The 22,594-nt window shown below is 50.7% G+C and carries 16 protein-coding genes and 2 pseudogenes; 3 read left to right on the plus strand and 15 right to left on the minus strand.

Annotation, left to right across the window (positions count from 1 at the left end):
• Positions 1-7 precede the first annotated feature (7 nt).
• The 9 genes and pseudogenes from ACYVAM_RS03325 to ACYVAM_RS03365 form a co-directional block, all read right to left on the minus strand.
• On the minus strand, positions 8-838 hold the full coding sequence (locus tag ACYVAM_RS03325) for a LamG domain-containing protein (protein WP_461064221.1): 831 nt from the start codon (positions 836-838) through the stop codon (positions 8-10).
• 234 nt (positions 839-1,072) lie between these two features.
• Positions 1,073-1,357, minus strand: a pseudogene (locus ACYVAM_RS03330) (PKD domain-containing protein); the annotation flags it as partial.
• Between the two features lie 36 nt (positions 1,358-1,393).
• Positions 1,394-2,299 carry a tetratricopeptide repeat protein gene (locus ACYVAM_RS03335; protein WP_461063887.1) on the minus strand — a complete coding sequence of 302 codons (906 nt, stop codon included), beginning with the start codon at positions 2,297-2,299 and terminating at the stop codon, positions 1,394-1,396.
• A 9-nt stretch (positions 2,300-2,308) separates the two neighbouring features.
• Positions 2,309-4,552 (minus strand): protein kinase domain-containing protein, encoded by a 2,244-nt coding sequence (locus ACYVAM_RS03340; RefSeq protein ID WP_461063889.1) that lies wholly within the window; start codon positions 4,550-4,552, stop codon positions 2,309-2,311.
• Between the two features lie 32 nt (positions 4,553-4,584).
• Positions 4,585-5,358: a caspase family protein gene (locus ACYVAM_RS03345; protein WP_461063890.1), complete on the minus strand. Its 774-nt coding sequence runs from the start codon at positions 5,356-5,358 to the stop codon at positions 4,585-4,587.
• On the minus strand, positions 5,348-6,169 hold the full coding sequence (locus tag ACYVAM_RS03350) for a PP2C family protein-serine/threonine phosphatase (RefSeq protein ID WP_461063892.1): 822 nt from the start codon (positions 6,167-6,169) through the stop codon (positions 5,348-5,350). The genes ACYVAM_RS03345 and ACYVAM_RS03350 overlap by 11 nt, the downstream gene beginning before the upstream one ends.
• A gap of 3 nt (positions 6,170-6,172) precedes the next feature.
• Complete coding sequence (locus ACYVAM_RS03355) at positions 6,173-6,775, minus strand: FHA domain-containing protein (protein ID WP_461063894.1); 603 nt, start codon at positions 6,773-6,775, stop codon at positions 6,173-6,175.
• Between the two features lie 5 nt (positions 6,776-6,780).
• Positions 6,781-7,770 (minus strand): hypothetical protein, encoded by a 990-nt coding sequence (locus ACYVAM_RS03360; protein WP_461063896.1) that lies wholly within the window; start codon positions 7,768-7,770, stop codon positions 6,781-6,783.
• A gap of 80 nt (positions 7,771-7,850) precedes the next feature.
• A complete protein-coding gene (locus ACYVAM_RS03365; protein WP_461063898.1) occupies positions 7,851-8,606 on the minus strand; it encodes an FHA domain-containing protein in 756 nt (251 codons plus the stop codon).
• A gap of 570 nt (positions 8,607-9,176) precedes the next feature.
• Between ACYVAM_RS03365 and ACYVAM_RS03370 the strand changes: the two genes are divergently transcribed.
• Entirely contained in the window at positions 9,177-11,129 is a 1,953-nt protein-coding gene (locus tag ACYVAM_RS03370) for a KUP/HAK/KT family potassium transporter (protein ID WP_461063900.1), read from the plus strand.
• Between the two features lie 81 nt (positions 11,130-11,210).
• Complete coding sequence (locus ACYVAM_RS03375) at positions 11,211-12,272, plus strand: NAD-dependent epimerase/dehydratase family protein (RefSeq protein WP_461063902.1); 1,062 nt, start codon at positions 11,211-11,213, stop codon at positions 12,270-12,272.
• Between the two features lie 116 nt (positions 12,273-12,388).
• Here ACYVAM_RS03375 and ACYVAM_RS03380 read toward each other — a convergent pair whose 3' ends face one another.
• The 6 genes and pseudogenes from ACYVAM_RS03380 to ACYVAM_RS03405 form a co-directional block, all read right to left on the minus strand.
• Positions 12,389-14,719 (minus strand): glycoside hydrolase family 3 protein, encoded by a 2,331-nt coding sequence (locus ACYVAM_RS03380; RefSeq protein ID WP_461063904.1) that lies wholly within the window; start codon positions 14,717-14,719, stop codon positions 12,389-12,391.
• Between the two features lie 68 nt (positions 14,720-14,787).
• Positions 14,788-16,329, minus strand: coding sequence for a carboxylesterase/lipase family protein (locus ACYVAM_RS03385; RefSeq protein WP_461063906.1), 1,542 nt, complete (start codon positions 16,327-16,329; stop codon positions 14,788-14,790).
• A gap of 105 nt (positions 16,330-16,434) precedes the next feature.
• Positions 16,435-17,244: pseudogene (locus ACYVAM_RS03390) on the minus strand (alpha/beta hydrolase); the annotation flags it as partial.
• Between the two features lie 39 nt (positions 17,245-17,283).
• Entirely contained in the window at positions 17,284-18,396 is a 1,113-nt protein-coding gene (locus tag ACYVAM_RS03395; protein WP_046579626.1) for an esterase, read from the minus strand.
• A gap of 274 nt (positions 18,397-18,670) precedes the next feature.
• Positions 18,671-19,858 (minus strand): esterase, encoded by a 1,188-nt coding sequence (locus ACYVAM_RS03400; RefSeq protein WP_461063908.1) that lies wholly within the window; start codon positions 19,856-19,858, stop codon positions 18,671-18,673.
• A gap of 126 nt (positions 19,859-19,984) precedes the next feature.
• Entirely contained in the window at positions 19,985-21,022 is a 1,038-nt protein-coding gene (locus tag ACYVAM_RS03405) for an N-acetylmuramoyl-L-alanine amidase family protein (protein ID WP_461063910.1), read from the minus strand.
• A 537-nt stretch (positions 21,023-21,559) separates the two neighbouring features.
• Here ACYVAM_RS03405 and ACYVAM_RS03410 point away from each other — a divergent pair.
• The gene (locus ACYVAM_RS03410; RefSeq protein WP_461063912.1) at positions 21,560-22,588 is read left to right on the plus strand and encodes a sugar kinase; all 1,029 of its coding nucleotides are present in this window, start codon (positions 21,560-21,562) and stop codon (positions 22,586-22,588) included.
• Positions 22,589-22,594 lie beyond the last annotated feature (6 nt).

Raw genomic sequence — 22,594 nt, forward strand, 5'->3', positions numbered from 1 at the left:
GCTGATTTTACTGCTTATATAACGCGTCCACTTCGCCGGCAGTCAACGCCCGTTTGTAAATACGGATGTCATCCATGGCGCCGTGGAAGAACCAGTTGAGCTCCTGAATGGCCGCGCCAAATTTCAGTTCGGCACCGGGACATTTATCCATTGTGCTATAAGGAAGTTCGTCATTTCTGTATAGTAACACATTGTTCAAATACATTTGAATGCTTCTTCCGCTATAGGTGAAGACCAGATGATACCAGGTATCTTTTTGTATTCTACTGGTAACCGGAAAATCCTGCCAGCCTTTGCCGGATTGACAATTGCTATTTTGTTTGATATTGGTCATAACTACCGTATTAGGTCCTTTATCGTCTTCTAATTTTAGCAAGGCGCTGTAGGTTTCATTAGCGCTGTCGGTGAAGTGCGATTTGTTATATATCTGCATCCGGTGCGTGAAGGAAGACATTTTAAACCAGACACTTACCGATAGAGCATCCGGATTCAGACTGTTGCTCTCATCCATATAGAAGTAGTCATTCACACCATCCAGGAAAATAGCGGAATTCGCTCTCCCCTTATGATCAGTCGTGAACGTAGGATTGTCAACCAGTTTAACATGGTTATTATACCCGCTGACGTCCAAAAGCGATTGATCGGTGAAGGAGATAGAGGCAATCAGATCCTGAAGAAGCGGGTCTGCTAGCGTCGTAAAGGTTTCGACTGTTGAGCTATAGACAAACTGTCCTGAAGGCAATTTGGCATAAGCACGATAATAGTATGTCGTACTTGGGGTCAAGTTTGTCAGGTTGACGGCCGTGGTTACGCCTACTGTTGGCGTGTTTGCCGACACAAGAGTTGAGTTTTTGTCGTCTGGGATATTACTACTTGATGAATAACAAATACCATATTCTATAGCAGCAGGATTACCATAATTAGTAACAATAATGTTTGCACTGACTGTTACGACACTGGTATTAGATGGCTTGGCCGTGCTAACCGAAGGAGCAACGATATTAAAAACACTAACTACAGCGGATGATGTCGCTTTACCAGTACACGTATTTGTCATCGTTGCACTGGCGGTATATGTACCAGAAGTCGGGTACGTATACGTAACCGTTGTACTTGTAGTTGTGGCGGTAATTCCATTTCCAAAATTCCAGGTAACCTGGTCAATGGTTCCTTTGGCATCACTAATCGAAAAATCAACTTTCCGTTCCTGCGCTTTTGCCGTTAAACTCCCACTGGGAGGTTCACAAATCCGCTGCGTTTTTTTTGTGGGCAAATCCCAGCTATTACAACTTAAAAGAAGTGCTCCACCGCTACCGACAAAGAACAAACAAAGTAAATAGGTGTATAAACGAGTCATCACAAAATTGAATTTGTATGGTATGAATAAGAAAAATCAAAACGTGTAGCTAATGGCCAAGCCCCACGACTGGGACGAAGGTTTCCATTGCAGCGCACTCACCCTTGGCTTTGGCTTATGCAATAGCAGATAAAGTTCGGCTACGGTGGCCACGGCCGCCACGCCTAAACAGGCTTTGAATAGCCCGTTTTTCTGTTGAGCAGCCTGAGCAGCATTATAAGCGGCTTCGTATTGCTGGTAACTTGAAGGATCGGCAATAACGCCACTTCCGGTTGGATCGGTCGTTTGGCTGACCTGATTCAGCGTGCTCATTTTCGACTGATAATCACTTCGTAACAGGGCAGCATACGCGCCCGCCCCTACCGCAACCAGACCCGTAACGACCTTTATACCAACACGTTTGGAGGGTTTTGGAAACAAAATATCGTTGATAGTCTGAATTTGAATTGACAGCGTTTCTTTCTTTGTCGCCGTGGCGTACTTAACGGCTTCCGTATAATTAGTCTTTGCCTCGAGGTAGCGTTTCTGGTTAAAAAGCTGGTTGCCGACGCGTTCATAGTAATCCGCTAACTGCATTTTCGTAATGGCATCGTCGGGGTTAAGATTTAACAGTTGGCCAAATAGTTTGACCGCTTCCGGGCCTTTATTCCCTCTCAGTGCATCGTCGGCCTGCTGGCGCAAGGCCAGTCCGGTTGTGCATTCCTGAATTTGTTCCTTGGCATAGGGGTCATTTTCGAAACCGGGGACTTCAAGGCAATTCTGATACTGCCGACGAGCTTCCTGGTATCTACCTTCTTTAAAAAGATCGTCACCCCGTTTTTTGTAACGGTCGTATTCATCATCGACAATGGCGGCACCCGATATGCGACCCAGCGCCCTAACGGAAGGCACCAGAGCGAATAATAATACGGCAAGGATAAAAAGATGTAGTGCTTTACGCATAAAATTGGGTTACTGGTTATTACATTGTTTGATCTTCCGACGGACTTCGTCAGTGTCTTTCAGCGACTTGGCGACCAGATACCAGTCTTTAGCTCCCTCAAACTCTTCCCGGTCAAAGATTCTATTGGCGGTCGCCATGTAGGTTGTATAAGCGGCATCGGCTTTGGCTGTATTGAGGTCCTGGTCTTTTGCCAGCGAATGGGCTTCTGTAAAATCAGCTATCGCTTTAGTCTTGTTATTTCCCTTTGCAATGGCCTTCTGTCCACTCTCGATGAGCTGATCGTATTTCTCCTGTGCTTCCAGCTTTGCGTTCTTCGGTGATTCTGGAATTGGAGTTGTTTCCGTCGCTTTTGATTTGTCTGATTCTGGCGTTTCTTTTTTGGGTGATTCTGACGAACCAGCAACTGGTTCCTCTGTCTTCTTCTCTTCCGGCGTTTTACCCGGCAATTCTTTCATAGCCGTTATAGCCTCCGTCCGTAAGGCAGCCACATCCCGTCGTTCAGGATCAAGACGCAATGCACTGTTGGTCATCGTAACAACAGCCATGTAATCTTTCTGCAGGTACGACCGTTTCGCTTTACCCAAGGCCACATCTATTCGTTTGTTCAGGGCCTCTTTCGATTCACCCGGCACTGGCTTTATCACTTCCGGCTTTTTTCCCAGTTCCGGCTTTAGGCCGATTGAGGGACTAACTGCCGCCATTGAATTACTCTCTGTTTTTCTTACGGACTCTGACGGGCCAGGTGTAATGCTTCGCAGATTAACATACAGCACAATGCCCCCAACAACGAGGGCGATGGGCGCCATAACCCGCCAGGGAAACGCTCGCCCCGTTGGGTTAACGAGAACGGATTGACTTGTCGGTGGTAGAACAGGCGGCTGACTAGCGGGTTTGGCCGACGATTTAGCTGGTGCCGCAAAAGCAGACTTTATCGCCTTTGCCGACTCGCGCTTTACTTCCCTGACAGCCAACGGCTTACTAGGCTTCACAGTTGGTGCTGGCGTCGGCACATAAACATCGGTACGCTCCTCCTGATACACATCGGTCAACTCAGGTTCAGGTACGGATGATTTTGGCCGAAGAGACTCGATGCACAGCGCCAAACCACGAATAGCCGTTTCCTCAACCGGATCGAGCCGTAGTACTTGCTCATATAAGTCCTTGGCCTGCTCAAAACGCTGCTGACTGATGAGGCTATCAGCTTTCTTCAGAATACCCCTCTGTTGCTGATGCTGTAAGCCAGCCACACATTGTTCCAGCCCTTTTTGCGCGTCAGTATGGTGTTCCCTTTTGGTGAGAACCTGCTCATATAACGTGCTGGCGAGCTTGTATTCCCGTTTGTTCAGTAATTCCTGCGCTTCAGCGATCAGTTGGGGAATTGCATCCAATAAATCCAGTAATTCCTGCTCCTTGCGGGCACGTTCATGAATATCGCGAACCAGACACCGGCGAATAATAGCCCGGTATGGCTCAGCAATCTGGTCAAGGCGGGCAGGTAAGTCGACCGTCATGATTTTCTTCTCGATCTCGCGCCGGACGGACTGTTCACTGCTGTTACGCTGGTCGGACCGGAAGGGCTTCTCGCCCGTCATCAGTTCATACAGAATGACGCCGAACGCCCACAAGTCAAGGTTAAAACTTACCCGACTCCCTTCAATCTGCTCCGGTGCTTTATAGGATGGTGTTCCCCGGCCATCGCTCAGGTCAAAATCAGAACTGTCCAGTTCCTCGTCGCTGACCAGCTTGCTCAGTCCAAAATCCGCGATTTTGGGAATAAATCGGCCTGAGTTGTCGCGTGAGATCAGAATGTTGGCTGGCTTGAAATCGCGGTGAACGATCCGGTGGCGATGCAAATGCTGAAGACCCAGCAAAATGCCCTGCGTAATGTCATAAATCTGGGAAGGTGTTAGCACGACACGTCGGATCAGGTCGGCCAGATTACCATCCGGATAGTACTTCATAATGGCGAAGTCACTAACGCTGGTGTCCGTTTCGAGCCGATAGCAGGCATCATAGCGAGCGATGTTGGTCTGCCGGGGCACGCGCTGCGCCAGTTCGACCTCGGCCTTGAGCGACTTGGTATCGTTCCCTTTGAACTCGCTTATTTTAACGGCGACCCATTCGGTCTCCAGCTGGTCTTCGACCTTGATGACCCGGCCATATGAACCACTACCCAGCAAAGCCCCTTCGTCGTTGGGACGAATAGGGTATCGTTGTTTGAAGTCTTTAAACGACGTAAACGTTTGATGCATATACCTGATCAACAAACCAATAACTACTAAATTTAGCGATACGACAAGGGCAGATTATCAGAAAAACGCCCATAGAACATGGGCGTTTGACGGCCTTTTGTTCGTTTCCTTACCTCTGGCCCTACGTACTGGTGCAGTTCCCGTATCGTCACAATTCCATTGCCATCCAGATCACCCTGCCCGGTCAGGCCCTTGATCAGGAAATGCGTAAACGCACCACCCGCTAATTGGCCATCTTCAACGGCATACTGCGTAGATCGGCTGGCCAGTATCATGGCCACATTACTTTTCTCATTTCCCTTACTCTCTATGGCCGGTCGGCTGGTTTTCTGCCGGGTCATACCGCCTGATAGGCAAGCATCGGCGATGCATAGTTTAGTTATGGCCGGAGAATCATGGAAAGCCATTTTAATGGCCTGATAGGATACCATAGTCCGCAGATTACCGGGCTGGGCATCGTAGGGAGCAAAGCTACCTGGCAAACCGTGTCCCGAAAAGTAAAGAATAACCCGATCGGCCGGTCCCGCCTTCCGGAAGAGCCGTAAAGCTTGCTGCACCGCAGACTGCGTAGCCTGCCGGTTGGTCAGGAGCTGAATATTTGCGGTTGGTACGTTTCCGCCGGATTTACTGCGCAAAAAGGCCACGACCTGCCTGGCATCCCGATCGGCAAACCGCAAATCACCCGTTGCATACGTTAGAGCCTGATAATCGGCAATACCGACTACCACCGCATAGGTAGTTCCGGGGGTGGCTGTGGGATGGTAGCCCAGAAACGAACCTAAACAGATCAGTAAATTAGTCAGCATACCTTTTGGAAGAATCGGACGAATGGACTAATTCAGTTTGTTTTACGTAACTGATGCCAATCAAATAGCCAGAATAATTATCCTTTGTCTGATCGCCACACACCGCCTGCAACGACTGAATTTTGGTCAGATCGGGTAGGTTGCTGGCGAGCACCGTTTCCAGCACATAGTCATCCATCTGTTCCAGAACACCGTCGGTGCACATGAAAAAATAATCACCGGACTGGATATCGGTTAAAGTTACCATGTCAGGCACAGAGCGGGACGTTTGGCCTTTTTTGTCGGTAGAGCTGGCTACCACCGCCCGGCTCAACCGATTGCGCCAGGGATGCGACAGGGCCTGCGTTGCCGTGATAATTCCCGACTCGACCATGTCGTTCACCTGCCGGTGATCCTGGGTTTGAAAGATGATCTTACCCGCCCGAAACTGATAAACCCGGCTATCGCCCACGTGAGCTACCGTAACGCCGTTTTGATGAATCTGTAGCAACGCAAGCGTAGAGCCCATGCGATTCACAAACGGATGCTGCTCAAAATAAGCGGCATACGCATCATACGCCCGATCCAGAGCAGCATTCAGATGTGCCTGATCAAAAACCGGCTCATTCATGGCCAGGGCATACTCGTTTATAGCCTTGCACAATAAGTTGCTGGCTATTTCGCCCTTATCAGCCCCACCCATACCATCACAAAGGATGAAGAGCCGGGTCTTATCCGTTGCCATGCCGACAGCCGGATAGAGTGCATCCTGATTGATACTGCGCTGTCCAATGTGCGTAAACGCAAAGGGCAAAGCGGATTGGATATACATACGTTATTCGGTGCGGTCGGGGTTATAATCCAATGAAACCTTATAGGTTTCGAGCATCGCGGAGGGTATTGAAAAATGCGTCAGACGAAATCGATCCAGGCCACCCAGGGTAATAATTGACTGATCGTTAACATCAACAATTTCTGTCTTCAGCAACGGAGTACCGTCAACCCTTGTCCCGTTCAGGCTGGGTTGATACGATGGAGAACCCGGCTCAGGAGCACCGTCCTGAAGGTGATACCGAAGCTGGCCCGCCCATTTATCGAAGGTAATCGTCAACGTACAGTGCCGACGACTAATGAAGCAGCGACCATTGTGGACAAACCGATCTACCCGAATCGTATTCACTTCGGATGTACCGATTACGTTGCTGCCAAACCGAAGCAGATAGGTCGCTCCGGATTCGCCCAGATGCGTCAGTTGGCCAAATGAAGGTAGGCCCTGCACAATAGCTTCATCGTAATGAAACGCTGTCGGTAATACATTCATGGCCCCGCAGCCAACATGCGAACAGATAATGGATCCGCGTTCGGCATCGGCAGCACGCACCATGATTCGTCGGCCACATTGCTGGCAGCTAATAAGCGTTGTTTTAAATCCGGCCATGTTTCCTATTCGTCCATGTCACGTACATCCCCATTATTGACATAGGTATCATCGGCCTCATGGGAATCAGCGAGGTACTCACTCTCACTGGCTCTGTACTCATCCATTTCGTGATCACGAAAACCATGTACATCGGGCGTTTCTATGGCGTCAGGGGCAGGTGTTTCGACGGGGGCATCGGCATCTGGCTCAAGAATTGAATCCACGACCTCTTTCGACATACTCGCTTCGAGGCCCTGATTGAAATCATCATTGGACAGAACAAATGGTTCGACGATTCGCTCAGCTTCTACCAATTCACCACTAAGCGAGTCATAGCGATAGAGCGTATCGAGGCCATCGTCGCCACGGGCATCGACGACGCGGTAGGTGTAGCCATCTGCGCCATCCAGTACGATTGTGTCAATTACGCCATCCTGATCGAAATCCAGACCCATTACCCGTTGCCCATTGAGGTAGCCTTCAATAATCGTTGGCTCTGCTTCAGCTGTTGGCCCAGCAGCAACCTGCTCACGATGCACCGGTAATCCGTATGGCTTAACCGGTAATTTCTCGCCCGTAATGTTCTCGGTATACTCCTGACGTTGCTCGAGCGACAAACTATTCCATTCTTCTTTCTCGAAGGTATTGTACCAGTGACCATGCCAGCTAAATACGCCACCCATACCTACTTCCTGGCGGGCCGCCGTAAATGCCTGCTCAAACGTCATATTGTCGGTCACCTTTCCAGCTACGTCAACATCATCGGGTAGTACCACAGTAGATGTAGTGGTTGATGTATCTGATTCAGTAGACGAATCACCGTGTTCTTTCCCCTGTTCTTTTATTTTATGAGAAACGGCCCAGGCAGCTCCGCCTAACAACATGGTGGCGGCAGCAATGCCTAGTACTTTTTTCTGACTAGTGTTTGCGTCAGATTTAGAAGAGGAAGACGTTGATGGTGTCATGGAATAGGTATCGGTTAGCAAATCGGACTGGTTGGCAAGTTGCGACATGGCTGAATAAGATTAAATCTTGATTGATGTGTATGGATAGGGATTGCCCGAAAAAGGTAAGTGACCTGGAGAAAACTTTTTTAGTTGACCCAGATAGCCTGACAGCGTCGGCAGCTCTTTTGCTGGACGAGCAGTTCCCACTCCCGATTCCCAAATGGGTCACGACAGGCCGGGTTAGGGCACCGATATTTCTCACGGTATTCTTTATCGATGACTTCCAGTTTCTCTTCGGTCGACAGCAGCGTCGAGCACAACGTGGGAACCAGCATACTCAGGCCGGCTCCAGACATAATGTGAAGCAGTGGCAAAGCGGCTCCTCCCGTTGACAGAACTGAGCTAATCCCAACGATTGATGAAAGAATAACGCTACCCGTCCGAATCATTTTCTCCCGATTACGGCAGTCTTTTCTAAGTATCGGGTATTGCACATAAACCTGTTGCAGGTCGGCGAAGGCGCTGGTAAAATCCAGCGGATTAGCTTCTGCCTGGGGGATTTTTTGGGGCGTTGCTGGTGCTGCCTCTACTGTCGAGCTAGCGGGCGCAACCGGTAGCTGAGCCAAAAGTTCTTCGACGGTAATGAGCGTATCGGCAAGCCGGAGCGTGTCTTTTTGGTCAACTACTTTACGCGTAATACGCACCTCATTGACAAACGTGCCGTTTTTACTGGAAAGGTCTTCAACGATGAAGCTCGTGGAGGTGCATTGGATTAGCCGGGCGTGATGCCCACTAATTTTACTCTGGGGAAGAACCAGTTGATTATCGACACTTCGTCCAATTGTATAAGCAGTTAATTGGCTTAAGTTATCGATCAGTTGATAAAACTGACTATCGTTCATGGGTGTGGAAGCTGTAGAATCGACTAGCTAATAGCATATCTACTCTATGAAGCGAAGGTAATTTATTTCCTTTACATATGCAGTTATCCGTATACTATTTATTTATTCAAAAAGAGATGGCCCGTTAAGCTAACGGGCCATCTGCAAAACACACCTAATTAAACAGAACCAAAAAATCCGCACTAAAACTATATACATACTTACGATTTAAAGCTGGTTTTAGTTTTATCAATCTAAGGTTACTTCGGCTGCCTTTTCAATTATTTTTATGGGTTCTATGGCGCTAGTAAAAGCGCCCCATGTAAAGAAAATGGCATTTGTCGCTATTTTCTTTAATTGATATATACCACATAAAAACCTCCGTTTTCTGTTGATTTTCAGGCCTGTATTGCTGTGAGTGTCCCCTTTCCTGTAAAGAATACGTCTAAACAGCCAGGTATCTATCTTTATACGGCTCGATTGAGCGTAACTTTCAACCCATTACTCGTCAAAACGGTGTAAACATCGGTTATCTTTGCGCCGTTTTGACTCGCTACCCGCTCGTAAGACAAGAAGGCGCTAGCCTATTTTATGGAAGATAAGAAACATATAGACACTGTTACGGCTGCCGGTCTGTTAGTGGCCATGGGCATCATTTACGGTGATATTGGTACATCGCCCCTGTATACGCTCCGGGCAATTATTGGAGCCGAAAATGTTATTCGACCTGATGTTGTTCGTGGCGCCCTCTCCTGCGTTCTCTGGACGCTCACCCTGCAAACAACCGTCAAATATGTCATTCTGATCTTGCGGGCCGATAACCGGGGTGAAGGAGGCATCTTTGCGCTGTATGCACTGGTCAGACGGCATGCCCGCTGGCTTACTCTCCCGGCCATTATTGGGGGGTCGGCGCTGCTGGCCGATGGGATCATTACGCCCCCTATTTCGGTTTCGTCGGCGGTAGAAGGGTTGCGTCTGCTTTATCCGGCCATCACCCCCACCGAAATTATTGAGATTGTGATCGCGATTTTGACCATTCTGTTCCTGATTCAGGCGTTTGGTACAAATGTGGTCGGAACGGCTTTTGGGCCGATCATGCTCGTATGGTTCGTGATGCTTGGTACGCTCGGCGCTATCCAGATCGCTCAGGCACCGGGCGTTCTGGCAGCTATCAATCCCTATTACGCCTGGTGGTTACTCGTTGAATACCCAGGCGGTTTCTGGCTCCTGGGCTCCGTTTTCCTCTGTACGACGGGAGCCGAAGCTCTCTATTCCGACATGGGTCACTGCGGCCGGTCAAACATCCGGGTTAGCTGGATATTTGTAAAATCGTGTCTGGTCCTCAATTACTTTGGCCAGGGAGCATGGCTCCTGGGCATTCAGGGGCAAGTGCTGAAAGATCGCATTCCTTTTTATGAAGTAATGCCCCCCTGGTTCCTGACCATCGGTATTGTCATTGCAACGGCGGCCACTGTTATTGCCAGCCAGGCACTCATCAGTGGTTCGTTTACGCTCATCAGTGAGGCTATACGCCTTAATTTCTGGCCCAAAGTTCAGCTGCGGTATCCAAGTGTTCAGAAAGGCCAGCTTTATGTTCCCAGCGTGAACATGCTTCTTTGGGCGGGTTGCGTGGGGGTGGTTCTTTACTTTCGCGAGTCATCGAATATGGAAGCAGCCTATGGCCTTGCCATTACGCTGACCATGCTGATGACCACCTTGCTCATGTCCTATTACCTGTATACCCACAAGTACCAGGCGTGGTGGGTGGTATTGTTCCTGACCGTTTATCTGGGCATCGAAGGGTCTTTTCTGGTCGCCAACCTCATCAAATTCCCGCATGGCGGCTGGGTTTCTGTACTGATTGGTTCAACAATTGCCGGAGTGATGTACATCTGGCTACAGGCCTTCCAGATCAAACTTCGTTTGACCGAATATGTCCGCATCGACCAATATACACAGGCGATCAAAGAGCTGAGTCGGGACATCAGTATTCCTAAATACGCCACGCACATCGTATTCATGAGCAATGCCGCCCGGCAGTCGGAGATCGAATCGAAAATTATTTACTCGATCTTCCAGAAGCGGCCAAAACGTGCGGACATCTACTGGTTTGTTCACGTCGATACAACGGATGATCCGTATACGATGGAGTATAAAGTAAACACCATTGCCCCGGACGACGCCTACAAAGTAACCTTTAAACTGGGCTTCCGGGTTGAACAACGCATCAACCTGTTCTTCCGTAAGGTGATCGAAGACATGGTTAAGAACAAAGAAGTAGATATTACCAGCCGCTACGAATCCCTTAGCCGCCAGAATGTTATCGGCGATTTCCGGTTCGTGGTTCTGGAGAAATTCCTGTCGTTTGAAAACGAATTGCCCGCCCGCGAACGGTTCATCATGAACCTATATTTTACCATAAAAGGATTCACCACACCCGAAGATCGGTGGTTCGGCCTCGATAGCAGTTCGGTGAAGGTCGAAAAAGTACCGCTGGTAATCCGCCCTGTCGAAAACGTCCAACTCAAACGTATTACAACTTAATTTTGAATGATAGATTGATTGAATAGGTATTCGCGCCAGCTATTCAATCCTTCAATCAATCTATCCTTCGGTCATTCAATTATGAAGCTACTCATCACAGGTGGAGCCGGGTTTGTGGGCTCATCGCTGGCGATCTCGCTGAAGCAGAATTACCCGCAGTATGAAATTTTTGCGCTCGATAATCTTAAACGACGGGGATCGGAGTTAAGTCTGGCCCGCCTGAAAGCCGCTGGCATCGAGTTTCTGCATGGCGACATCCGGAATAAGGAAGATTTTGACGCCTTACCCGCTGTAGACACGGTGATCGAGGCTTCGGCTGAGCCATCGGTACTGGCTGGTCTGGATGGTACGCCCGATTACCTGATCAATACGAATCTATTCGGCACCGTCAATTGCCTCAACTATGCGCTGAAGCACAAAGCCAACTTCATCTTTCTGTCGACGAGCCGCGTGTATCCCATCAAGACCATCGAAACCCTAAATTTCGAGGAAGCCGATACCCGTTTTGTGTTGACCGACAACCAACCCGTACCCGGCGTATCATCAAAAGGGATTGCGGAGAATTTCCCGCTCGACGGTGCCCGGTCTCTGTATGGTACCACGAAGCTGGCGTCCGAACTGCTGATTCAGGAGTACAACGAGTTTTATGGACTCAAAACGGTCATCAATCGTTGTGGCGTCATCACCGGTCCCTGGCAAATGGGTAAGGTCGACCAGGGCGTTATGGTGCTCTGGATCGCCAAGCACTTTTTCGAGCAGAAGCTGGCGTATATCGGTTATGGTGGCACCGGAAAACAAACCCGCGATATGCTCCATATTGCGGACCTCTACCGGTTGATCGACTGGGAACTGCACCATCTGGATGCCGTCAATGGCCAGATCCTGAACGCCGGTGGTGGTCAGCAGAGCAGCGCTTCGTTGCAGGAACTGACCAAAATTTGCCAGGAAGTAACGGGCAAAACGATTCCAATCACGCAGGTCGCCGAGAACCGGGCCGCCGATATCCGGCTCTATATTACCGACAACACCAACGTCACGAACCTAACGGGTTGGAAACCCGAGTTGGGCATCCGCGAAATCGTGACGGACATCCACGATTGGCTCAACGAAAACCGGGCCGCCCTGGAGCCTATTCTAAAGTAAATAATTGATTTATGTTGAAAGGACAAGGCACCGATTCAGGTTTGAGTCGGTGCCTTGTTTTAGTGCAGTAGTGATCAACTTTTGATTGTCCTCACGGATCGTGGAAACAGGAACCCCTACTGCCCCGGCTTTTTATATGTGGCTGTCCGGGCATCGTTGATGACACCCTTCCAGTTCAGACCAAAGCCAAAATCATACACGTTCCCTAGTGCATCTTTGTAAGGAGTCATGTCCCGGGGAACGTCTTCGGCTTGTGCTTCAACGGTTTTCATGTCGGCCGGAAACTGCATGGGCAGCAGCGCCGAAGGCTCATGGGCACCGGTCAGAATGTCCATCAACGCCTGATCCTGAACGCCAAAATGAGCCAGAATAGCGTTCGACTGGGCCTCAAATTCGCGAACAACCGTGGGGTTCGATACCAGCAAGGATACGATCACGGGCTTACCCTTCATTTTGGCGTGGGCTTCGGTGACCATACCCAAATCAGAAGCATTAATGGTCTTGGCCGTTTTACCATTGTAGGTCCGGTTCGTGAATTTTTCCAGCGGATCGCCACCGGCAATACTCGGGTCGCGGCTACCCTGAGCCGTATAATTCCCATATTGCAGACTAACCGGCACGTAGCCCGTGCCTCCTGCTTTGGCATCGTCGGAGTCGTAGCCCCCGCCCGAATTAGGGCTCTGAATGAACACCAGCGCATAATCTGCCTCGGCAGGATTGTCGGTCACGGTAAAGTATTTTTTAACAACGGCCAGATTGACCGGGTAATCCAGCTTCTCGGGAATCTGCATGCCCAGGAAGTTGCGGCCCGCCGGTGTAAATCGTTTAGGAATATAAACGGTCTTGCCTTTTGTCAGCGGCAGCGCCTTTTCTCTGTTCTTCAGCATCACCACCGATTCAAGCTGCGCCTGGTAGCCCGCTTTCATGAACTCGGCAGTACCCACCGACTGCTGCGACACCTGCGGATCCAAATACGGATTTTCAAAGAGCCCCACCCGGAAGATGTTCTTCAACAACCGAACGGCCGATTGCTCAAACCGGTTGCGCATGAAGGCGACGCCATGCTCTTTAACGCCCATTTGATAGGCATCAATCACGGGCCTGGCTTCATTATTACCCCCAAACTGGTCGACCCCATTCATGAGAATCTTGTAGTGCCGCTGCGCCACCGTTAGCTTCTCGACACCCCAGGATTTACCCGTCAGAAACACATCGACGGCGGTTTCATCGGCTGTAATCAGCCAGTCCGTGCACACCACACCATCGTACTTGTATTTAGTCCGCAACAGATCGTGGATAATGTATTTATTGTAGCTATTGCCCACGTTCTCCCCATACTTTTTATCCTGATCGAATGAGATCGTGTAGTAAGGCATGACGGCCGATGCCATTCCCGTTTTTCCTTTTAGCTTGAAAGCCCCGTTGAGGAAGGGTTGAAAATGAGCCTCAAAATTCTTACCCGGATAAACGGCATACTTGCCGTAGCCGTAGTGTGCATCGCGGCCACCCTCCCCTGAGCCACCGCCCGGCCAGTGCTTCACCATCGCGTTCACGCTGTGGTAGCCCCAGCCGCCCGTAATCTCGTTCGCGCCCGTTGAGGTTTGAAAACCGTCGATATACGCCCGCGCCATATCGGTGGCCAGTTTGGGGTCTTCGCCAAATGTGCCGCTAACGCGGTTCCAGCGGGGGTCCGTTGCCAGATCGACTTGCGGAGAAAGCGCCGTGGCGATACCCAGCGCCCGGTATTCAGTAGCGGCAATTTGGCCAAATCGCTGTACTAGCTCAGGGTTGAACGTTGCGGCCAGCCCCAGCGAGCCGGGCCACATGGAAATGGCACCGCCCGCTCCGGCGTTGAACTCAGCGTCGGCACGGGTACCATGCCGGGGATCGGAACTGCTGTTGATGGGAATACCCAGGCCAAGCCCTTCGACCAGCGCCTGGGCGTTGTTGTTCCACTCGGCGGCAGCCTCGGGACTTTGCACCGATGTGATCAGGACATGCCGCAGGTTATCCTTGGTTAAAAATTCGTTCTGTTGATCCGATAGATCAGCCACCTTCGCGCCACTTTGGGCGAATATTTTTCCGTTGTAGGTCCCCGCAAACGGGCCACCGGCTGCAGCCGGAATGGGCTGGTGTTTGCTGTACAGCATCAGTCCGGCAATCTGCTCAACGGTCAATTTCGAGGCCAGGTCTTTGGCCCGAATATCGACAGATAAGCGCCAGTCTTCGTATTTATCCAGTTTACCGTTCTTGTTCAGGTCTTTGAAGGCAAAGCCTTTTTCCGTAATCAATTTCACCCCCGAAGTGGTCGAGTAACCCAGTGTTTTGCCTCCTTTGTTGGTCACCTTCGTCCAGTTACCCAGTTTGGCTTCGGTCCAGTTCTGACCAAACGCAACGGAGGCCGAGAATAAACTCAGCAAACCGATACAAATACGTTGTTTCTTCATTTTCTTAGGTTAGTAAGAGGATTAAATCCCTGTCTGTTTACGGCAGTGATTCGGCGCTGCTGATTTACTTACTTGTTAACTCCATAATAGGTTTCCCAGAAGGCAAGCTGGGACTTTGTTGGCAAGGGTGCGCTATCGATGGTTTTATCAATGATCATAACCCGTTCAGCGGCTGGCGTATACACTGGCCAGTTGGGTAAACTCCCCCCATTTGGATTACCGGTTTTGGCAAAATTGACCCAGTAGGACGACATCACATCGGCAATGTGCTGGTCAACGGGCTCCCAGGGGCGGTGGAGCGTATGCAGGTTATTATAGGCATACACGATTTCACCGGAATGAAACGCGCCAAATTGAGATGCTGCTGTGGCGGCCGGTACCTGACGGTTAAAATTATACATATAGACGGGTGCTTTACCCGTTTTGGCCTGCATGTTGGCCCAGGTGTAATCCTGAATACCAAACGATTCGTCCCGGTTGCTATTTCCCTGCGCCTGGGCTGCTTCGGCATCGTTCTGAGCCGGATATACCGACAGAAAGGCGTCATGTTTATCTCCGAACCGCTTTTTTACCTGTTCCCGAAAGGCTTCGGCGCCGATGGGAGGTCCCATAATTTTGTCATCCTTGTTCCAGCCAACAATAAGCGGAACGTCACTCTGGCGGGCCTTCGCGTAGATGTTCATAATCGGCTCGGGCGTAACGTACCCATCGACAATGGGCGAACTCAGCCCCCCTTTCGCCTGCTGAATGGCATCGGCGGATAACGCCCGAAGTTCGGCCAGTGAACTCGCATTCAACGATTTGGCAAATGATACACCCTGTTGCTCGGCGCCTTGCAACGTCAGGTTGGGCCGGATAGGACTGGTCACAAAACTACCGCCACTCTCGGCAATTGCCTTCTGAAAAAGTCCTTTGGCGAGGGGTGATGCTGTCAGGAAATTGACCGCAAACGCACCCGCCGATTGCCCGGCGATGGTGACGTTGTTGGGATCGCCACCCAACGCGGCTATGTTTTTCCGTACCCATTGCAACGCGGCAATCATATCGAGCAAAGCGTAATTACCCGATGCGTGATGCCCCGACTCAGCCGACAGTTCGGGGTGAGCCAGAAAACCAAACACGCCAAGCCGGTAGTTGATGTTGACAAATACGACGCCTTTTTTCGCCATCGATTCCCCGTCGTAAATTGGGCAGGCTCCTCCCCCGCTTCGGAAACCACCGCCGGGAATGAAGACGATCACCGGACGTTTTTCGGCAGCCGATTTTGCCCCCGTCCACACATTCAGGTACAGGCAATCTTCACTGATAGGCTGTTCGGGAATCAGAAACTCCGACGACCAGTACATGAAGGGTGCCGGTTTCGCCTGCATGGGGCTAGGCCCGTATGCCTGGCATTTCCGAATGTCACGCCAGCTGGTGACCGGTTGCGGGGCTTTCCACCGCAGATTTCCAACCGGCGGAGCCGCAAACGGGATGCCTTTATAAATCCGTATGTCGCCCGATTTATTAGCCGTTCCCTCAATGCGTCCGTTGTCAGTCTTTACAACGAGCGATTGCCCAACAACAGATAAAGAGAGGTTTATCAGGAAAAGAGAAATGACTTGTTTCATAGAATAACGAGCTAATCGAGTCTCAAAACTAGGGTCTTATCAAGGCATGGCACTCCCATTCTCCTTCAGGATTTTATGAAAAAACAGCAGATGAGAGGGCAGTTAATTCTCCCAGTAATCCCAGGTGTGCCCGCCCGGATGTTCGGTATAGTCGTGGGGCGTCTGGTTGTAAACGAGCCGCCGATGTAGCTCCCGATTGGGCTCGATCAGGAAATCGTCCACCCCACAATCGATAATGATCTTAAGGCCATTGGCTTTGATCTTATCGACCATGTTCACCACCGAATTAGCCGCGTACAAATCGGGAGTAGCCCCGGCCGGACCCAGGATCCGTTCGAATTGCGGGGTAATCTGTTTGGCAAATTCGGGCGTCAGTTTCCAATTTTTCCGATCCAGATCGACGGCCCCACTCATGCTACCGGCCGCACAATACAAGTCCGGATGGCGCGCCGAAAGGTATAAAGCCCCGTGGCCGCCCATACTTAAGCCGCTAATTACCCGCCCTTTGCGGTCCTTGATGGTACGGTATGTGTTGTCAATTTTTTCGATTACCTCTTTTGTAATGTATGTTTCAAACTGGTTGTCTTTCTGAATGGGACTGTCCAGATAACCGCTCAATGTTTCGCCTTCCGGTGTTACAATAATGAGGTTATATTGATCGGACAGCTTCTGCAACAACTGTTTGTCAGGCGTTTTCGATAGCCAGTCGCTGAACCGCCCTCCTCCCCCGTGCAACAGATACAATACGGGATAGGTCGCCTTGCCTTTTGCGTACGCGTTTGGCAAGACAACAGCCGCCCGCAAGTTCTTTTGCATAACGGCCGAGGGAATATCCAGCGAATCGACTTTAGCCCCGACCGACAGAATGGGAGCGCCGATCAGGCTTAGCAGCAATACCAATACCGTTCCTTTCATAAAAATGAATCGCTTCTTCAGAGCCGTAGTAGGGTTGTCTTATTTGAATAACTGGGGGACATACTCATTAAGATACTGCCGCCAGTTGATCCAGGTATGGCCGCCAGTGGTTTCTTTATACTGGTATTTGATCTTGTGCTTGTCGAGGAGGGCCAGCGTTTTCTTGTTGGCATCCATCACAAAATCATCTTTCCCAATCTCCACCCAAAACAGTTTCTTGTTTTTGTTGAAGGAAGCGTCGTTCAGAGCTTTGCTATATTTAGTCTCCGCTTCGTCGATCGACGGGCCAAAAAAGCCTGAGCTGAACACGCCAACATAATTGAATAAGTCGGGACGGGTCAGGCTCACGTCCAGTGTCTGAAATCCACCCATCGACAAACCCGCCAATGCCCGGTTTTCCCGATTTGGCAACGTGCGATACGTCTTCTCGACATAGGGCATGACGTCTTTTAGGAATTCATTGGCAAACATATCGCGCATGGTACTCAATCCCTGCATGGGGTTGGCCTGTCCCGTTGCGGGTGGCATCGGCATGCTGCCATTAGGCATCACCACGATCATGGGTTTAGCCTGTCCGGCGGCCAGTAAATTATCCAGGATAAAGCCAGCCCGGCCAACGGTGTTCCAGCCCGAATCATCGTCGCCTGCTCCGTGCAGCAAATAGAAGACTGGGTATTTTCCATTTCCCTGCTCGTAGCCAGGGGGGGTATACACGTGCATTCGGCGCATCATATTCAGCGAACCCGACGAGTACCAGACCTCTCTGACCTGGCCATGGGGCACAGCCCGGTTGTCCTCGAAAGCAGTTTCGGCACCGGGCACGGCCATCACATTTTCCAAACTGCTGATACCCTGCTTGATGACCGGATTCTTCGGATCCATCGTCCGTACGCCATCAACCATCAGGGTATAGGTGTAATAATCCGGCCGAAGTGGGCCGAGTACCGTCGACCAGACGCCCTGCTCATTTTTGACGAGACTAATGGGTTTGTAAGTCGACGAGAAATCGCCCCCGACGGTTACCTCCGTAGCTTTAGGGGCATAGATCTGAATAGCCACCCGATTATCGGCCATTACTTTAGGCGACTTCAGCGTGTCGTTAGGCGTGGGTGTCCGCTGCGGCATTTGGGCCATAGCGCCCGACAGAGCCATTGATGCGCCTAGAGCGAGCCCGAAGCTACGAATGCCGGATTTGAGAATTGGGTTGAGTCTTTTCATAAGAAAAAAGGATTAAGGAATTGAACTGTAGCTATGGCGCAAGGCACCGCCTTTGGCCGCCGATGGCGCGAGGCTCCAGCCTCGTGCCAATTATTACCCGGCCTCCGGCCGGTCTGTAGTTACTGTTTTGTTATTTGCAATTTTGTTCAAACCGGCCGGAGGCCGGGTAATAGTCGGCACGAGGCTGGAGCCTCGCGCCATCGACGAACTACTTGTTACGCCATAGATTTGGCAGGAGCCTGTAATACAGTAGATGACGCCAGGTACCCCAGTCATGAGCACCCTCGCCCCCGACATAATAATCGTGCCTGATGTTGTGCTTCTGAAGAGCTTCGTGCAGAGCAACGGCCCGTTTGCCAATCGTTTCTACTTCGCCCGTCCCCTGCCCGACCAATAAATAATCAACTTTCTGATTCGCTTTGGGGTCGTTTAGAAAGGCAGCACTTACGTTTTCGGTTTCCAGATCACCCGCACTCAAAATGGCAAACGAACTGAACATGTCCAGATTCGTGAGGCCGACCAGCTGCGTATGCCGTCCACCCATCGACAAGCCTGACAACGCACGGCCGGTGCGGTCGGCCCGGGTGCTGTAGGTTTTGTCCATGAAAGGTACGATCTGTTTTTTCAGTTCGTCTTCCAACAGTTTGAACGTCTTTTCGGCATGCGCCGGATCACTGCGGTGGACGACCTGGTTGTTGGGCATTGCAATCAGCATAGGCACCATTTTACCCTCGGCCAGGAGGTTATCCGCAATGAAATTGGCCCGCCCGTCGAGGCTCCAGCCCGAAGCGAGCTCACCGCTGCCGCCCATTAGGTAGAGGACGGGGTATTTCTTTTTGGATGAATAGCCGGGGGGCGTATACACGTACATTTCCCGTTCGCCATTCAGCACATCCGAATGATAAATGTGGCGCGTTACGGCGCCGTGGGGCACGGCTTTGGCATCGTAGTAAGCCGGCCCGTCGCCCTGAACGACCACGTTACTGTAGCCCGGCTGGTCATTGAAACCCGTGAGGGTATTGTTCGGATCAACGACCTGTACGCCATCGATCACGAATTTGTACACGTAAATATCCGGTTTGATGGGCCCAACCGTCACCGACCAAAGGCCGTCGGCATTTTTTTGAAAGGGTATTGGCTCTTTGGCGTTCAGGGCCAGTAATAGCGGTCCTCCCGTCAGCATCACCTGCTTTGCCTCAGGAGCTTTGAGCCGAAAGGTGATGGTATGGTCGTCGTGCACATCGGGCGAGATAACATTCGCGCCAAACGGCAGTAGGTTCTGTGTGTTTTTCTGAGGATTCCAATCCAGATTGACGTGCGCCTGCTGGGCCTGCACCCAGTGATTACCCGCCAGCAATAACGCCGTAAGCAGGCAGTTTACCCGATTTATAGCCATCCTTTTTTCTTTGTGTCAAAAGTACACAAGGTTCTGATAGATCAAGCTGGCCAATTCAAAAATTTGTAAATTTAACGGGACTATTTAGCACCATTAAGGGTCAAAAAAGACGATTCGATGGGTGTATTATCGTTTTTTATAATCGACCACCATTCCCTGACAGAGCCAGTTGGCCAGCGCCTGGCGATTCTCGGCCAGTAGAAACCGCCGTTGATCCAGTTGATTCTGAATGTTGCCCAACTCGATAAAAACGGTTGGGGCCTGACTGTTTCTGATCACATACAAGCTCCCACGGCTGCTCACCCGGCCCATGTAAGGCCGCGCCGGTCGGTAGCGTTTGTAGTTGGCCTGAAACATCCGATGAATATTCCGGGCTAGCCTCAACCCAACTTTGCTCTGGGGATGATGATAAAAAAAGACGTCAATCGTCTCCCCTTTGCTTCGGCTGTCGACGTGAATGGTTACAAACCGCTGGTACCGTTCTTTATGACTGGCAAATTGCCGATTGACCGCCGTGGTGGTTTGCCGAAGTCGGGTCGTTTGATCGAGGGGAATAGCCTGATTTGGGTAGGCCCGTTCATCGTAGTCGATGGGCAGCACGGCCCCATCCCGAATACCATCATTGTGGTCCTGCACGATCATGTAGACCGTAGCGCCATGCTGAATGAGCACGCGTGCCAGCCGAATTGTGACATCATACGCATACTCGTCTTCGGGCAGGCGCTTGGAACCATACTTGCCAATGGCCCCCGGATCGGGCCCGCCATGGCCGGAAGCCAGGTAATAAACTGCCCCGCTGAGTTGATTATCCAGTATGGGGATTGTGGCGTATCGGCGGCCCATAATGGCCAGCGTTTTGCTCACGGTCCGCACGGTAGTTTTTCTGAGGGGCTTAGCGGATGGTGAGGCAGAGTGGCGTTTTTTGACAGAATGCGTTGAGCGTCGCGTTTTTGCCGACGTTGGGTGCTTCCTGCCCGGTTTTTTTGGACGGGATTTCCGAACCGCTGCCTTTTGGCGCAACGGTTTCGTGCCGCTGCGCTTTACAGGACCCGCTTTCAGGTTGAAGCAGGCGACGGTTGGGTTGACTGGCAAAACGCCTGCATCGGTTGAGAAAGCAGAACCGATCAGAAGCAGATAAACGATAATGGAGGCTACTAGATGCAATGGAATGGTCTGACTAATGGGGAGCGTCGTTACGATAAAAATGGTGATCTTATGGCCGAATCTACAGACAGCAAAATCACCTCCGTCATCGGCAGAACGACAGGATAACTCAGTTAAGTATTTCCGCTTTATGGGGAAAATGCAAAAAATGAATCAGCAAAAGTAGCCTTGTTTCACAGGATTAGCCAGCAAGTCCATGGCTCCTACGATAAGTATTTACGAAAAATAGGCAAGTCGGCAACGTTCCCGATAACGTTTGCGTGAAAAAATACGGTGCATTGCTTCTCTATAAGAAATAGCTTGCTTACCCTTATAAGGGATAGCCTAAGCTCGATATATGCCGGGCAAACTGCCATTTCCACGAAAAAGACAATTCTATGCCCCGTTCCTTCTGGTTGCGTACTTTACAAACTCAATCTCGTAGTTTTTAGGGGGTAAAATGGGTATGAAACAGGCAACAACTACTCTTTGCTGTATGAATTTGCAGAGCCGGTTAATCAACCTATCCCCGGCTCATTCATTGCCCTATTAGTAGCTATGACTAAAATTTCCTGCTTCGGCGAATTATTACTACGCTTTTCACCCGTTGCCAAGGGGGAATGGATTCGGCAGGGAGTAATGCCGGTCTTTGTGGGTGGCGCCGAATTGAACGTAGCCACAGCCCTGGCCAACTGGGGTCTTCCGGTTAAATACAGCACCGTTTTACCCGTAAACACACTAGCCGATGACATCATCGGGTATGTAAACAGTAAAGGCATCGACTCATCGGGTATCGCTCGATTTGGCCAACGAATAGGCAGCTATTTCCTGCCACAAGGGACTGACCTCAAACATGCGGGCGTAATTTATGATCGAGCTCATTCATCATTTTCTGAGCTTTCGCCGGGTAAAGTGGACTGGAACGAGGTGCTTACCGATACGGCCTGGCTACATGTAAGCGCCATTAGCCCCGCCCTAAGCGCTGATGTGGCTGCGGCCTGTCGGGAGCTGATGGCAGCAGCCTCGGCCAAAGGAATTACCATTTCGATGGACCTCAACCACCGGGCACGGCTCTGGCAATATGGCATGGCTCCCACCGATGTTATGCCCGGTCTGATGGCGTACTGCGATGTGGTGATGGGCAATATATGGGCGGCCAACGCCTTGTTGGGGATTCCGGTCGATGAACAGATCCATACCAAAGGGCAACAATCCGATTATGTAGCCCATGCTCAGGCCACTTCAGAGGCTATCCAGAAACAGTTCCCGCGTTGCAAAGTCGTAGCGAACACGTTCCGTTTCGATACGACCCCTGCGGGTCTCCGCTATTACACAACCCTTTTTACCGAAGGCCAACAATATCTCTCGCCCGAATTACTGACCGATTCGGTCGTTGATCGGGTCGGCAGTGGCGATTGTTTCATGGCTGGCCTGATCTATGGCCTGTATCACCAGCATCCTCCTCAACAAGTCGTCACGTTCGCGGCAGAGGCTGCCTTTGGAAAATTACAGGAATTAGGGGACGCCACCGGCCAATCCGTTACCGATATAACCAACAGAATTTACACATTAACCCCATTATCCTAACTTATT

It is taken from the genome of Spirosoma horti (genome assembly GCF_054776595.1).